Source organism: Micromonospora acroterricola (assembly GCF_003172955.1).
GTDB lineage: Bacteria > Actinomycetota > Actinomycetes > Mycobacteriales > Micromonosporaceae > Micromonospora > Micromonospora acroterricola.
The window spans coordinates 1-12,681 of record NZ_QGKR01000198.1; the positions used below are offsets into that span (position 1 = coordinate 1).

The window sequence follows — 12,681 nt, forward strand, 5'->3', positions numbered from 1 at the left end:
TGTTGCCAAAGGAATCCCAAACCAGCCAGACATAAAGCCCGACCAGCACGGGGTATAAATCATAATTGGCACTGGCTTATCAAGCACCCTGTTGAGTTCTCAAAGAACAACCACACACCGACCAGAACCCCACACCGTGGAGCCCATCTCGGGGCTTTCCGTTCTGTTTGCCGGCGCTTTCAGCGCCAGGCACTTTTACTACGTTACCCGCCGGTTTCCGCTGTGTCAAACCGCTGTGTCGCGGCCTGTCGTGCGTCACTCCGTAATACGGGCACCATGTCTCGACCGGCTTGCGCCGCTCTCGTCACGGATTGGCAGGCGGCCGCCGCGGTCTCCCGCAAGCTCGCCCGGTGCCCTGCCGGTCGTCAACCTTACCCGGTCGGTTCCGCCTCGCCAAATCCGCCTCGCGGCGACTCTGGGGGCCCCACCCGGTACCGGGTCTGAGAGGTGTAACCCCTCCGACCCGGCGGTCATTCCCGCGCTCCGGCCTTCAGGCTTTCGCCTGTTTCGTCCGTTCCGCGCTGGCAGAGAGAAAGTTACGCGTCCGGCGGGATGATCGTCAAATCCGCCGGACGCGTCCCCCGTCACACCGTCGACAGGTGACTATCCGCGCAGCTCAACGCCCGCGAAGGAGCGCTTGCCGCGGCGCAGCACCAGGTACCGCCCGTGCAACAGGTCGTCCGGAGACACCGTGGCGTCCACCTCGGCCACCCGGTTGTTGTTGACGTAGGCGCCGCCCTCGGCGATCACCCGACGGGCCTCCTTGAGGCTGGGCACCAGGCCGGAGTCGCGCAGCAGGCCCGCCACGTCCGGCAGGTCGCCGGCGAGCTGCACCAGACCCGCCTCGGTCAGCGCCGCGCGCAGCGTCGCCGGGGCCAGGTCGTCCAGTGAGCCCCGACCGAACAGCGCCTGGCTGGCGGCGATCGCCTGCCCGGTCTCCTCCGGCCCGTGCACCAGGCTCGTCAGCTCCTCCGCGAGCGCCCGCTGCGCCAGCCGGGCCGCCGGCCGTTCGGCCGTCGCCTTCGCCAGCTCCTCCAGCTCGTCACGCGAACGGAAGCTGAAGTACCGCAGGTAGCGGTCGACCTCCCGGTCGTCCACGTTGAGCCAGAACTGGTAGAACGCGTACGGGCTGGTCAACATGGGGTCGAGCCAGACGCTGCCACCCTCGGTCTTGCCGAACTTCGTGCCGTCGGGCTTCGTGACCAGTGGCGTGGTGAACGCCTGCACCGGCCCGGCCCCACGCCGGCGTACGTAGTCGACGCCGGCGGTGATGTTGCCCCACTGGTCGGAGCCGCCGAACTGGAGCTGGCAGCCGAGCCGGCGGTGCAACTCGAAGAAGTCGTTGGCCTGCAGGAGCTGGTAGCTGAACTCGGTGAAGCTGATGCCGGTCTCCAGCCGCGCCCGGACCACCTCCCGGGCGAGCATCTTGTTGACCGGGAAGTGCTTTCCCACGTCGCGGAGGAACTCGACCACCGACATCTCGCCGGTCCAGTCCAGGTTGTTCACCAGTCGGGCCGCGTTGTCGCCGGTGTACGACACGAAGGGCGCCAACTGCTCGCGGATCCGCTCGACCCACCCGGCGATCACCTCGGGCGGGTTGAGCGTCCGCTCGGCGCTGGCCTTCGGGTCACCGATCTGCCCGGTCGCCCCGCCGACCAGCAGCAACGGGCGGTGGCCGGCGAGTTGCAGGCGGCGGGCCATGGTGACCTGCATGAGCGAGCCGACGTGCAGGCTCGGCGCGGTGGGGTCGAAGCCCACGTAGAAGGTGGCGGCGTCCGCACCGTCGAGCAGCTCGCGCAGCTCGTCGAGGCCGGTCGAGTCCTGGATCAGGCCACGCCAGAGCAGGTCGTCGGTCAAAGAGTCCCGCCCGGGCGGCGGGAGGCTGCTGTCGGTCACGGTCGCCAATTCTCCCCCATCGCCGGCACCGACCCGTACCGGGTTTCGCCCAACCCACCCCGGTTAGGCTTGCGGCCGCTTGATCGAGGAGGGGTTCGCCGTGGAGATGCCGGATCTGACGGGTGGTTTCGTCGCCCTGCTCGGCCTGACGTTCGAGGAGGCGACCGCCGACCGCGTCGTCATCAGCTGGCGCGTCCGGCCCGAGTTGCACCAGCCGTTCGGCATCCAGCACGGCGGGGTGTACTGCTCGGTGGTCGAGACCGCCGCCAGCGTGGGTGGCTCGCTCTGGCTGGCCGACCGGGGCACGGTGGTCGGCGTCAGCAACCAGACGGACTTCCTGCGGGCGGTCCGGGACGGCGAGCTGACGGCGGTCGGCACGCCGGTGCACCGGGGTCGCAGCCAGCAGCTCTGGCAGGTGGAGATCACCGACGCCGACCAGCGGCTGGTCGCCCGCGGTCAGGTCAGGTTGCAGAACCTCTCCCCCGCCTGACCCCGGCCGCACTCCCTGGCGGGGTCAGCTGCGCGCCTCGTCCAGCACCGGCTCGACGTCCTGGTCGGCCTCGGCCGCCTCGGGGACGCGGCTCAGCCGTACCTCCGTGATCGCCCGGTGGTCGATGCCCGCCACCACCAGCGTCCAGCCGTCCAGGGTGACGTCCTCGCCCACGACGGTGGGGATGTGGCCGAGGCGGGCCAGCACCAGCCCGGCGACGGTCGTGTAGTCGCCGTCGGGCCGCGACGGCAGCTCCACGCCGATGTCCGGCAGGTCGTGCACCGGGAAGGTGCCGGGCAGCAGCAGCGCGCCGTCCGGGTCGCGGCGCACCGAGAAGCCGTCCCGGTCGGTCTCGTCGTAGATCTCCCCGACGATCTCCTCCAGGATGTCCTCCAGCGTGACGATGCCATCGACCGCGCCGCGCTCGTCGACCACCAGCGCGATGTGCTGACGCTCGGCCTTGAACTGGCGCAGCGCTTCCACGACCGGCAGCGAGTCGGGCAGCAGCATCGGAGGGCGGGCGATCTCGTCGACCGGCCGGTCGTCGGGGACCCCCACCAGGTCGCGCAGGTGGATCATGCCGAGGGTGTCGTCCAGGCCGCCGTGGCGCACCACCGGCGCCCGGGAGTGCCCGGTGGCGGCCAGCACCAGCCGCGCGGCCTCCGCGGTGGTCCCGCTGTCGAGCGTGAAGACCCGCAACCGGGGTACGAGGACAGCCCGCAACCGCCGGTCGGCGATCTCCACGGCGCCGGCGATGATGGTGCGCTGTTCCTTCGTGAAGCCGTGGTTGCCGGAGACGATGTCGCGCAGCTCGTCCGGGCCGATCTCCTCCGGCTGGTGCTTCGGGTTGAGCCCCACGAGGCGGACCACCAGGTCGCTGGTGGCGCCGAGCGCCCAGACGGCCGGGCGGGTGAGGCTGGCGAGCAGGTCGAGCGGGCGAGCCACCAGCAGCGCCCAGCGCTCCGCGGACTGCATGGCGATCCGCTTGGGGGCCAGCTCGCCGAAGACCAGGGTGACGAAGGTCAGCGCGAGGGTGACCACCACGATCGCCACGGTCTCGGCGGCGCCGCCGAACACCCCGAGCAGCGGCACGAGGGGTTTGGCGAGCGAGACCGCCGCGGCGGCGGAGGCCAGGAAGCCGGCCAGGGTGATGCCGATCTGAATGGTGGCCAGGAAACGGTTCGGGTCCTTGGCCAGCCGGGCGAGGACACGCCCGGCCCGACTGGTCCGCTCCAACCGTTGGATCTGGCTGTCCCGCAGCGACACCAACGCCATCTCACTGCCGGCGAAGAGCGCGTTGATGACGACCAGGACTCCGACCAGGGCCAGTTGGCTCCCGTAGCTCTGCACGCCTGGTTCGCTCCCTCGTCGTGATGACACCCGCCGGTGCGCACGGCACCCACCGGTCGGCGGCGCCGCCCGGCGTACGCGTGTCTGTGCCCCGTCCGGCGGCGGCCGAACCCTGCCGCGGCGACGCTACGCCGATCCGGTCACCGGTGACGCGGGCAGATCGAGGACGTACGAGTCGCCCTCCGGGCGGAAGCCGAGCCGGTGGTAGTAGGGGGCGACCATCCCGGGCGGGCTGACCACCCGGTGGAAGCCCCGTTCGGTGAAGAGGCGGCTGCGCCGGTAGACGAACTCGCCGGGGGTGAAGTCGCGGAACTTCGGGGTCACGTAGTCGAGGTCGATCTGGGCGACCCCGGGCGTCTCGGCGTGCGACAGCACCACCCCGACCACCTCGTCGGCGGTGACCACCAGGAACGCGGAGCGTTCCGCGGCCGGGTCCCAGTGGAAGCCGGGATTGAAGCGGGTGATGTCCGCCTCGTGCACCCGCAGCGTGTGCGCCAGGAACTGGTCGCCGACGCCGACCTCGACCACCTGGTAGGTCTGCTCGTCGTGCCGGGTGGCGAGCATCCCGCGCAGGTACCAGATGTTGATCACCGCGAGCACGATGTTGAGACCGACCATGGGCCAGACCTCGAGTGCGGCGTTGTAGCCGATGAGCACGAGACAACCGACGAGGTTGAGCGCGCGCAGTCGCAGGATGCGCGACTGCAGCAGCGACCAGACCAGCACCGCGGAGCCGGCCCAGCCGATCAGATCCAACCAGTTCACCCCGCGAGACTAGTGCTCACCCTGGTCAGAGCCGTCGGCGGGCAGCTCCAGCAACCACTCCTCCACCTCGGCGCCGCGCCCGTTGGCGTACCCCGAGTCCTCGCCGACCACCACGAAGCCGCACTTGCCGAGCACCGCGAGGGACGCGGCGTTGTCCTTGGCGGCGCGGGCGTGCACCGGCCGGGGCAGCTCGCGCAGGAGGGCGGCCAGGGCGGCGGTGGCGTAACCCCGGCCCCAGCGGGCCGGATCGATCCAGTAGCTGACCTCGGTGAGGTCACCTGCCGGGAAGGCGGTGACGTGGCCGACCACCTCGCCGTCGACCTCGACGGTGCGGACCATGTTCGCCGGGTTGGTGAGCACCCGGGCCCAGTGCCGGGCGAACTCGCGGTGGTCGGACGGGTCGGCGGGGCCGAACGCCGCCATCCGGTTGGCCTCCGGGTCCTGCTGGTGCAGGAAGAACTCGACGAGATCGTCCTCGCGGACCGGGCGCAGCTGCACGTCGGAAGTCATCCGACGAGGGTACGCAGACGGCCGGGAAGGGGGCGGCCTCCGTCCGGGCCGGCATGGCTCAGCCGGCGACGGCCAGCGCGTCCGGGCGGGGCAAATGCCGGCGTTGCCCGCCGGGTGCGTCGACAATGACCTGACCGACCCAGGGAGTGCCGATGAACCGACCTGTCGTGGTGGGCGTGGACGGATCCCCGTCCAGCCTCGTCGCCGCGGAGCACGCGGCCCGCGCCGCCCTGCTGCGGTCCCGGCCGCTGCTCCTCGTGCACGGCTACCTGCATCCGCTCGGCTACGGCGTGCCGCTCAACCCGTACGACCTCGGGGTGCCGGCGCCCAGCGAGGAGGCGCAGAAGATGATGGAGCGGACGGCGGCCGACCTGGTCGGCCGCTGGCCGGGCCTCGACGTCGAGGTGCGCCAGGTCGCCGGCGGCCCCGCCGCGACGATGGTCGAGGCGTCCCGCGGGGCCGAGCTCGTCGTGGTGGGCAGTCGCGGTCGGGGCGGGTTCGCCGGGCTGCTGCTCGGCTCGGTCGGCGGGCAGGTGGCCGCGCACGCGCACTGCCCCGTGCTGGTGGTACGCCCGGACGAGCAGCCGATCCCGGTGGACGAGCCGGTGCTGGTCGGCGTCGACGGATCAGAGTCGTCCCGGCTCGCGGTGGGGTACGGCGCCGACGAGGCGGCGCGCCGCGATCTCCCGCTGGTGCTGGTGCACGTCGGTCCGCCCGACGGCGACCGGCCGGTGCCGGACGAGGTCGAGGAGTCACAGGCCGCGTACCAGGCCGAGGCGGTGCGGCTGCTGGCCGACGCGTCCGCCGCCGTCCGGGCCGAGCATCCCGGGCTGGTCGTGCGGGAGCATCCGGTACGGGCGGCCGGGCCGGCCCAGGGGCTCGTCGAGGCGAGCGGCACGGCGTCACTGCTGGCCGTGGGCACCCGGGGCCGGCACGGATTCGCCGGGCTGCTGCTCGGCTCGGTCAGCCAGGCGGTGATCCAGCACGCGCACTGCCCGGTGCTGGTCGCTCACCCGTACGACCCGGTGGAGTGACCGGGGCGTCGTCCCGGCCGAGCATCTGCAGGAAGTCGGTGGTGAGAGCGAACGGGTCGGCCGGGCCAGTGGACGGCAGCCGACGCTCGACCTCGCCGGCCAGCTCCCCGGCGGCGCGCCTGATCCGGCTCCGCAGCGCGCCGTCGGCGGCGCCGCCGGACCAGTCCTCCGGGGCGGCGAAGACCGCGGTGGGGACCACCACCGCCCGCAGGTGGGTGAACATCGGGCGGACGGCGTGCTCCAGGGACAGCGAGTGCCGGGCGGTGCCGCCGGTGGCTCCGATCAGCACCGGCCGGTCGACCAGCGACTCCGCCTCCAGCACGTCGAAGAACGACTTGAACAGCCCGTTGTACGAGGCGTTGAAGATCGGGGTGACGGCGATGAGCCCGTCCGCCCCGGTCACCGTGTCGAGGGCCTCCCGCAGGGCGGCCGGCGGGAACCCGGTGAGCAGGTTGTTCACCACGTCGTGCGCGTGCTCCCGCAGGTCGACGAACCGCAGCTCCACCTCCGCGCCGCGCCGGACCAGCTCGTCGCGGGTCGCCCCGGCAAGCTGGTCGGCGAGCAGCCGGGTCGACGAGGGCTGGCTCAGCCCCGCGGAGACCACGGCCAGGGTGCGGCGGCTCATCGGGCCACCTCCGGCGCCTTGCCCGTCACGTCGTCGACGGCGTGCAGGGTGCTGTCCTTGGCGCCGCCCGCCGCGGCGACCAGCGAGGCGTGCGTCGGCGCCTCCGGCACGTGCGCCGGGCGCAGCGCCGCGAACTCCTTGCGCAGCACCGGCACGACCTCCTCGCCGAGCAGGTCGAGCTGCTCCAGCACCGTCTTCAGGGGCAGCCCGGCGTGGTCCATCAGGAACAGCTGCCGCTGGTAGTCACCGACGTACTCCCGGAAGCCCAGCGTTCGGTCGATGACCTGCTGCGGGCTGCCCACGGTCAGCGGGGTCTCCCGGCTGAACTCCTCCAGCGACGGGCCGTGCCCGTAGACCGGGGCGTTGTCGAAGTACGGACGGAACTCCCGGACCGCGTCCTGCGAGTTGCGCCGCATGAACACCTGCCCACCGAGGCCGACGATGGCCTGGTCGGCGGAGCCGTGCCCGTAGTGCGCGTACCGCTCGCGGTAGAGCCCGACCATCCGCTGGGTGTGCTCCTTGGGCCAGAAGATGTGGTTGGCGAAGAAGCCGTCGCCGTAGTACGCGGCCTGCTCGGCGATCTCGGGGCTGCGGATCGAGCCGTGCCAGACGAACGGCGGAACCCCGTCGAGTGGGCGCGGTGTCGAGGTGAACGACTGCAGCGGCGTGCGGTGGCGGCCCTTCCAGTCGACCACGTCCTCGCGCCACAGCCGGTGCAGCAGGTCGTAGTTCTCGATGGCGAGCGGGATGCCGGCCCGGATGTCCTTGCCGAACCACGGGTACACCGGGCCGGTGTTGCCGCGGCCCATCATCAGGTCCACGCGGCCGTCGGCGAGGTGCTGGAGCATCGCGTAGTCCTCAGCGATCTTCACCGGGTCGTTGGTGGTGATGAGGGTCGTCGCGGTGGACAGCAGCAGCCGCTCGGTGCGCGCCGCGATGTGACCGAGCATGGTGGTCGGCGACGAGGGCACGAACGGTGGGTTGTGGTGCTCGCCGGTGGCGAAGACGTCCAGGCCGACCTCCTCGGCCTTCACCGCGATGGCGACCATCGCCTTGATCCGCTCATGCTCGCTCGGCTCGCGACCGGTGGTCGGGTCGACCGTGACATCACCGACGGTGAAGACTCCGAACTGCATGACCAGCTCCTCGCCGTGTCCGACCGGGCCGTGCACCCGGACGTTGCGCACAACTTATTTGACGGCGCAACTATTCCGCTGGCGGACGGCCCCCCGGTGGCACCGGTCACTCGGTCCGGAGCCACCCAGGAGGTCCCGGATGGCGGCAACTTGGCCCTTCGCCGATCGCCCGTCTCACGTCCGTCCGGGTGTGCGTGATCACGGCAGCGCCCGACTCGAAGGTCCAGTGGCCAGCCTCGTCGACGCGGCGTGTCGGCTCAGCCGCCGGCGACGGACGGCAGCACCTGCACCTCGGCGTCGTCGCCGACCGGGGTCGCCAGCCCGCCGGAGTGCCGGCAGTCCTCCCCGTCGACGTAGACGTTGACGTAGCGGCGCAGCTCACCGCGCTCGTCGCGGATGCGCCGGGCCAGCCGCGGATGCTCGGCGGCCACCTCGTCGAGGACCGCCCGCAGCGTGCCGGCGGCCGTGACGCTCAGCCGGCTCGCACCACCGGCCTCGCCGCGCAGCGGGCCGGGCAGCAGCACGGTGACCACCTCACACCGCCGCGGCCCGGACGCAGAGCACGTCGGGCAGGTGCGCCGCCACCAGCGACCAGGAGTCGCCCTCGTCGCGGCTGGCGTAGACCTCGCCGGAGCGGGTGCCGAAGTAGACGCCGCCGGGGGTGGAGCCGTCGGCGCACATCGCGTCGCGCAGCACCGCCGGGTAGAACGGGCCCTCGGGCAGCCCCACCGACAGCGGCTCCCACTTGCCGCCGGCGTCCGCCGAGCGGAACACCCGGCAGCGGTGGTCGGTGGGGAACCTCTCACTGTCGGCCACCAGCGGAAACGTCCAGACCATGTTGGCCCGCCCGGGGTGGGACACCATCGGGAACCCGAAGTCGCTGGGCAGCCCGTCGGCGATCGAGGACCAGGTGCGGCCGTCGTCGTCGGAGCGGTAGACACCGTGGTGGTTCTGCGCGTACAGCCGCTCGGGGTTGCCGGCGTCCCGGGCGACCTTGTGGACGCACTGGCCGAACTCCGGCCACTCGTCGGGCATGAAGTAGGCGCGGATGCCGGTGTTGCCCGGCGCCCACGTCGCCCCGGCGTCCTCGGAGCGGTAGACCCCGCCGGTGGACATGGCGACCAGCAGCCGGGCCGGGTCACGCGGGTGCGGCAGCACGGTGTGCACGGCCTGGCCACCGAAACCCGCCTCCCACTCGGGGCGGTGCGGGTGGTCCCAGAGCGAACGGACCAGCTCGAAGCTGCGGCCGCCGTCGGTGGACCGGAACAACGCCGAGGGCTCGGTGCCGGCCCAGACCACGTCCGGCTCGTCGGGGCCGGCCGGCATCAGCTGCCAGACCCGCCCGAGGGTCGCGCCGGTGTCGGCCGGGAAGGCGACCGGGGCCGCGTCGGGCTCGTCCCAGGAGGCGCCGAGATCGTCGCTGGTGGCGACGCTGGGCCCGAAGTGTGAGCTGGTCACCCCGGCGAGCAGCCGGGGGGTGGGGCGGCGGGTGTCGACCGCGACCGCGTAGACGCCGGTCATCGGGAAGTGTGGGCCGGTGATCTCCCAGCTGCGCCGGTCGTCGGCGCTGGTGGCGAGAAACAATCCCTTGGCCGTGCCGATCGCGAGCAGCGTTGCCATGACGTCCTCCGGAACCGTCGGCGGGCAGGTGCGGTGATTATGGCCACACCCCCCGACAGAATCGCCAGGACACACGCCGGGCCGCCTCAGCGCCGGGTGCGGGGCACGTGCCGCCGGTACGCGCTGACCGTCGGGTCGCCGTCGAGCCAGAACCGCCACGGCAGGTCGTGCGCTCCGGTCACGCCGACCCGTGGACCCGCGACCACCGCCTCCGGCGGCACCGGACGTGCCGGCGGGCGCAACCGGAGCGGCCCGTCACCGAGCAGGTACTCGCCGTACGCCGAGCGGTCGACGCCGAGCGCCGAGCAGAGCCGGGCCGGCCCGCGGGCCAGGTCCACGTCCCGGCGGACGGCGGGTCGCCGGGCCCGAGCCGTGGGCAGGCCGTCCACCACCTCACCGGCGCGCAGCAGCACCGCCGCCGCCTCCCCCTCGACACCGGTGACCACGTTCATGCACCAGTGCATGCCGTAGGTGAAGTAGACGTAGGCGTGCCCGGCCGGGCCGAACATCACCGCGTTGCGGGGGGTGCGACCCCGGTGCGCGTGCGAGGCCGGGTCCCCGGCAGTGCCGGCGTACGCCTCGACCTCGGTGATCCGGACGGTGACCTCGCCGGCGTGCAGGCGGCAGCCCAGCAGCCCGCGCGCGGCCGGCAGCAGCGGGCCGGCGAGCAGGTCCGCCAGCGCCGCCAGGTCGGCGTCGGCGGCGCGGTCACCAGGCAGCAGGTCCATGACCCGACGGTACCCACCCGGCCGTCCCGCCATCCGCGGCGCCGCAGCGGGCGAGTTTCAACAAACTGTTGACAAGTTTTCGTTGATGGGTTGTGATCGGGGTATGACGACCGACGACCCGTTCACCGCGCCAGACGCGGCCCGGGCCCGCGCCCACCGCACCCACGACGCGCTGCGACGGATCAGCGAGCGGCACGCCGGCACCCCCGCCCAGCGGGGGCGCTGGGCCCACCCGTACGTGCTGGACCCGTGGGAGGCGGTCGCGCTGGTCACCGCGCTGGCCGCCGGCGGGGCCGAGCGGGAGCCCACGGAGGAGCCGGTCGACGGCGCCGACCTCACCGCCGCGCTGACCCTGCTGCCGCACGTCCGCGCCGAGTTGGACGCCCTGGAGGCGGGGCTGCTGACACTGGCCCGCGACCGGGGGCTGACCTGGCAGGCCATCGCGTACGGGCTGGGCCTGGGCAGCGCGCAGGCCGCCCGGCAGCGCTACGAGCGGGTCGCCGCCCGATCCGCCGAGCAGGCCGCCTGATCCGCCACGCTGACGGGCGGCGACCCGACCGGCGCGGCGCGCCGAGCGGCGGCCGGGCGGGCACACTGTGCGCACGACGATTCCGGGAGGCACCCATGGACCGCGCGGAGATGCTGGCGTACTGCCTGGCCAAGCCGGGAGCGTGGCTGGACCGGCCGTGGGAGGGCGACGAGGTGGTGAAGGTGGGCAGCCGGATCTTCGCGTTCCTCGGCAACGGCGACGGCAACCCGACGGTCGGCGTGAAGTGCGGCCCGACCCGTGAGGTCGCCGACGAGTGGCTGCACCGACACCCCGACGACGCCCGGGTGATGGCCTACATCGGCCGGTCCGGGTGGAACACCCTGCGCCTGGACGGCGGGATCGACGAGGAGGAGCTCTCCGAGGCCGTCGACGCGTCGTACGACATGGTGGTGGCCAAGCTCCCGAAGCGGGAGCGCCCGACGGCCTGAACCGGTCGCGGCGCCGGAAGCGGGCAGCTCCGGCGCCACGGCGGGATCAGCGCGGAACGACCCGCTCGGTGGCCCACTCCCGCCAGCCGGCCAGCCGGTCCGCGGCGGCGGCGAGCTGGTCGGCGACCGGCCCGGGGCCCGTCGAGCCCGGGGTGGTCCGGGCCGCGAGGGCCGAACGGACCGAGAGCACGTCGCGCACCGACGGGTCGAGGTGCTCGCTGACGGCCGCCAGATCGGCGTCGGAGACCTCCTCCAGCTCACACTCCCGGGCGGCGCAGAGCGCCACCAGCCGGCCGGTGATCTCGTGCGCGTCGCGGAACGGCACGTTGCGCCGGACCAGCCAGTCGGCGACCTCGGTGGCGAGGGAGAAGCCGACCGGGGCGGCGGCGACGAGGCGGTCCACCCGGACGGTCATCGTGGAGATCATCCCCGCCAGGGCGGGCAGCAGCAGCTCCAGGGTGTCGACCGCGTCGAAGGCCGGCTCCTTGTCCTCCTGCATGTCCCGGTCGTAGGTCATCGGCAGGCCCTTGAGCATGGTCAGCACGGTCATCAGCCCACCGACCAGCCGGCCCGACTTACCCCGGGCCAGCTCGGCGATGTCCGCGTTCTTCTTCTGCGGCATGATCGACGAACCGGTCGCGAACGCGTCGTCCAGCTCCACCCAGCCGAACTCGTGCGACGTCCAGAGCACCACCTCCTCGCCGAGCCGGGACAGGTGCACCCCGATCATGGCGGTGGTGAAGAGGAACTCGGCCACGAAGTCCCGGTCGGCGACCGCGTCCATCGAGTTGGCGAACGACGTGCGGAAGCCCAGCTCCTTCGCCACCGCCACCGGGTCCAGCGGCAGGCCGGAGCCGGCCAGCGCGCCCGCGCCGAGCGGGCTGATCGCCGCCCGGTGGTCCCAGTCACGCAGCCGCTCCAGGTCGCGCAGCAACGGCTGCACGTGGGCGAGCAACCAGTGCCCGAAGGTGACCGGCTGGGCGTGCTGGAGGTGGGTCATGCCGGGCGCCGCGGTGTCGACGTGCCGCTCGGCCTGCTCGACCAGCGCCTCGGCCAGCTCCACCAGCCGGCTGGCCACGCCCCGGGCGTGGTCGCGCAGGTAGAGCCGCAGGTCCGTGGCGACCTGGTCGTTGCGGGACCGGCCGGCGCGCAGCTTGCCGCCGAGGCTGCCCAGCCGCTCCAGCAGACCGCGTTCCAGCGCGGTGTGCACGTCCTCGTCGTCCACCGTGGGGCGGAACGAGCCGGAGGCGCAGGCGGCCTCCAGGTCGTCCAGCGCGGCCAGGATCCGACCCAGCTCCTCCGGGTCGAGCAGGCCGGCACCCGCCAGCACCCGGGCGTGCGCCCGGGAACCGGCGATGTCGTACGGGGCCAGGCGCCAGTCGAACTGCACGCTCACCGACAGCCGGGCGAGCGCCTCGGCGGGGCCGCCGGCGAACCGGCCACCCCAGAGACTCGTCCGGTTGGTCGCGGCGCTGTTCTCGGTCAGGCTCTTGTCGTCCACGCCGCCCATCATTGCTCTGCTTGCCTTTCGCGCGCGACTGCGGGGCTC

Annotated in this window: 14 protein-coding genes; 4 read left to right on the plus strand and 10 right to left on the minus strand. The window is 72.8% G+C overall.

Going from position 1 to position 12,681, the window contains the following annotated elements; translation table 11 throughout:
- Window positions 1-603: 603 nt before the first annotated feature.
- Complete coding sequence (gene tyrS, locus DKT68_RS15625; RefSeq protein ID WP_109818141.1) at window positions 604-1,896, minus strand: tyrosine--tRNA ligase; 1,293 nt, start codon at window positions 1,894-1,896, stop codon at window positions 604-606.
- 106 nt (window positions 1,897-2,002) lie between these two features.
- On the opposite strand from tyrS, the gene DKT68_RS15630 reads away from it, so the two are divergent.
- Window positions 2,003-2,386 (plus strand): PaaI family thioesterase, encoded by a 384-nt coding sequence (locus DKT68_RS15630; protein ID WP_201749055.1) that lies wholly within the window; start codon window positions 2,003-2,005, stop codon window positions 2,384-2,386.
- 24 nt (window positions 2,387-2,410) lie between these two features.
- On the opposite strand, the gene DKT68_RS15635 is transcribed toward DKT68_RS15630, so the two are convergent.
- From DKT68_RS15635 to DKT68_RS15645, 3 genes are all read right to left on the minus strand, one after another.
- Window positions 2,411-3,736, minus strand: coding sequence for a hemolysin family protein (locus DKT68_RS15635; RefSeq protein WP_109818142.1), 1,326 nt, complete (start codon window positions 3,734-3,736; stop codon window positions 2,411-2,413).
- 126 nt (window positions 3,737-3,862) lie between these two features.
- The gene (locus DKT68_RS15640; protein ID WP_109818143.1) at window positions 3,863-4,501 is read right to left on the minus strand and encodes a hypothetical protein; all 639 of its coding nucleotides are present in this window, start codon (window positions 4,499-4,501) and stop codon (window positions 3,863-3,865) included.
- A 9-nt stretch (window positions 4,502-4,510) separates the two neighbouring features.
- On the minus strand, window positions 4,511-5,011 hold the full coding sequence (locus DKT68_RS15645) for a GNAT family N-acetyltransferase (RefSeq protein WP_109818144.1): 501 nt from the start codon (window positions 5,009-5,011) through the stop codon (window positions 4,511-4,513).
- A gap of 146 nt (window positions 5,012-5,157) precedes the next feature.
- On the opposite strand from DKT68_RS15645, the gene DKT68_RS15650 reads away from it, so the two are divergent.
- Window positions 5,158-6,045: a universal stress protein gene (locus DKT68_RS15650; RefSeq protein WP_201749052.1), complete on the plus strand. Its 888-nt coding sequence runs from the start codon at window positions 5,158-5,160 to the stop codon at window positions 6,043-6,045.
- Here the strand turns inward: DKT68_RS15650 and DKT68_RS15655 are convergent.
- The 5 genes from DKT68_RS15655 to DKT68_RS15675 form a co-directional block, all read right to left on the minus strand.
- Window positions 5,975-6,670, minus strand: coding sequence for an FMN reductase (locus DKT68_RS15655; protein WP_109818146.1), 696 nt, complete (start codon window positions 6,668-6,670; stop codon window positions 5,975-5,977). The two genes, DKT68_RS15650 and DKT68_RS15655, sit on opposite strands and share 71 nt — an antisense overlap.
- Window positions 6,667-7,806 (minus strand): LLM class flavin-dependent oxidoreductase, encoded by a 1,140-nt coding sequence (locus DKT68_RS15660; RefSeq protein WP_109818181.1) that lies wholly within the window; start codon window positions 7,804-7,806, stop codon window positions 6,667-6,669. The genes DKT68_RS15655 and DKT68_RS15660 overlap by 4 nt, the downstream gene beginning before the upstream one ends.
- A 257-nt stretch (window positions 7,807-8,063) precedes the next feature.
- Window positions 8,064-8,330 (minus strand): ubiquitin-like small modifier protein 1, encoded by a 267-nt coding sequence (locus DKT68_RS15665; protein ID WP_236646916.1) that lies wholly within the window; start codon window positions 8,328-8,330, stop codon window positions 8,064-8,066.
- Between the two features lie 10 nt (window positions 8,331-8,340).
- Window positions 8,341-9,426, minus strand: a complete 1,086-nt coding sequence (locus tag DKT68_RS15670) for a WD40/YVTN/BNR-like repeat-containing protein (protein ID WP_109818148.1) — start codon at window positions 9,424-9,426, stop codon at window positions 8,341-8,343.
- Window positions 9,427-9,512: 86 nt separating this feature from the next.
- Complete coding sequence (locus DKT68_RS15675; protein WP_109818149.1) at window positions 9,513-10,154, minus strand: DNA-3-methyladenine glycosylase; 642 nt, start codon at window positions 10,152-10,154, stop codon at window positions 9,513-9,515.
- 103 nt (window positions 10,155-10,257) lie between these two features.
- Between DKT68_RS15675 and DKT68_RS15680 the strand changes: the two genes are divergently transcribed.
- Both DKT68_RS15680 and DKT68_RS15685 read left to right on the plus strand, forming a co-directional pair.
- Window positions 10,258-10,683 (plus strand): DNA-binding protein, encoded by a 426-nt coding sequence (locus tag DKT68_RS15680; protein ID WP_109818150.1) that lies wholly within the window; start codon window positions 10,258-10,260, stop codon window positions 10,681-10,683.
- 95 nt (window positions 10,684-10,778) lie between these two features.
- On the plus strand, window positions 10,779-11,132 hold the full coding sequence (locus tag DKT68_RS15685; RefSeq protein ID WP_109818151.1) for an MmcQ/YjbR family DNA-binding protein: 354 nt from the start codon (window positions 10,779-10,781) through the stop codon (window positions 11,130-11,132).
- Between the two features lie 46 nt (window positions 11,133-11,178).
- Here the strand turns inward: DKT68_RS15685 and argH are convergent, their stop codons facing one another.
- On the minus strand, window positions 11,179-12,642 hold the full coding sequence (gene argH / locus DKT68_RS15690; protein ID WP_109818152.1) for an argininosuccinate lyase: 1,464 nt from the start codon (window positions 12,640-12,642) through the stop codon (window positions 11,179-11,181).
- Between the last annotated feature and the right edge of the window lie 39 nt (window positions 12,643-12,681).

Excerpts from the sequence above, each read along its gene's own strand:
- DKT68_RS15630 (WP_201749055.1), top strand. The coding sequence starts at position 2,003 with ATGCCGGATCTGACGGGTGGTTTCGTCGCCCTGCTCGGCCTGACGTTC.
- DKT68_RS15645 (WP_109818144.1), bottom strand. The coding sequence starts at position 5,011 with ATGACTTCCGACGTGCAGCTGCGCCCGGTCCGCGAGGACGATCTCGTC.
- DKT68_RS15655 (WP_109818146.1), bottom strand. The coding sequence starts at position 6,670 with ATGAGCCGCCGCACCCTGGCCGTGGTCTCCGCGGGGCTGAGCCAGCCC.
- DKT68_RS15660 (WP_109818181.1), bottom strand. The coding sequence starts at position 7,806 with ATGCAGTTCGGAGTCTTCACCGTCGGTGATGTCACGGTCGACCCGACC.
- DKT68_RS15670 (WP_109818148.1), bottom strand. The coding sequence starts at position 9,426 with ATGGCAACGCTGCTCGCGATCGGCACGGCCAAGGGATTGTTTCTCGCC.
- DKT68_RS15675 (WP_109818149.1), bottom strand. The coding sequence starts at position 10,154 with ATGGACCTGCTGCCTGGTGACCGCGCCGCCGACGCCGACCTGGCGGCG.
- DKT68_RS15680 (WP_109818150.1), top strand. The coding sequence starts at position 10,258 with ATGACGACCGACGACCCGTTCACCGCGCCAGACGCGGCCCGGGCCCGC.
- DKT68_RS15685 (WP_109818151.1), top strand. The coding sequence starts at position 10,779 with ATGGACCGCGCGGAGATGCTGGCGTACTGCCTGGCCAAGCCGGGAGCG.
- argH (WP_109818152.1), bottom strand. The coding sequence starts at position 12,642 with ATGGGCGGCGTGGACGACAAGAGCCTGACCGAGAACAGCGCCGCGACC.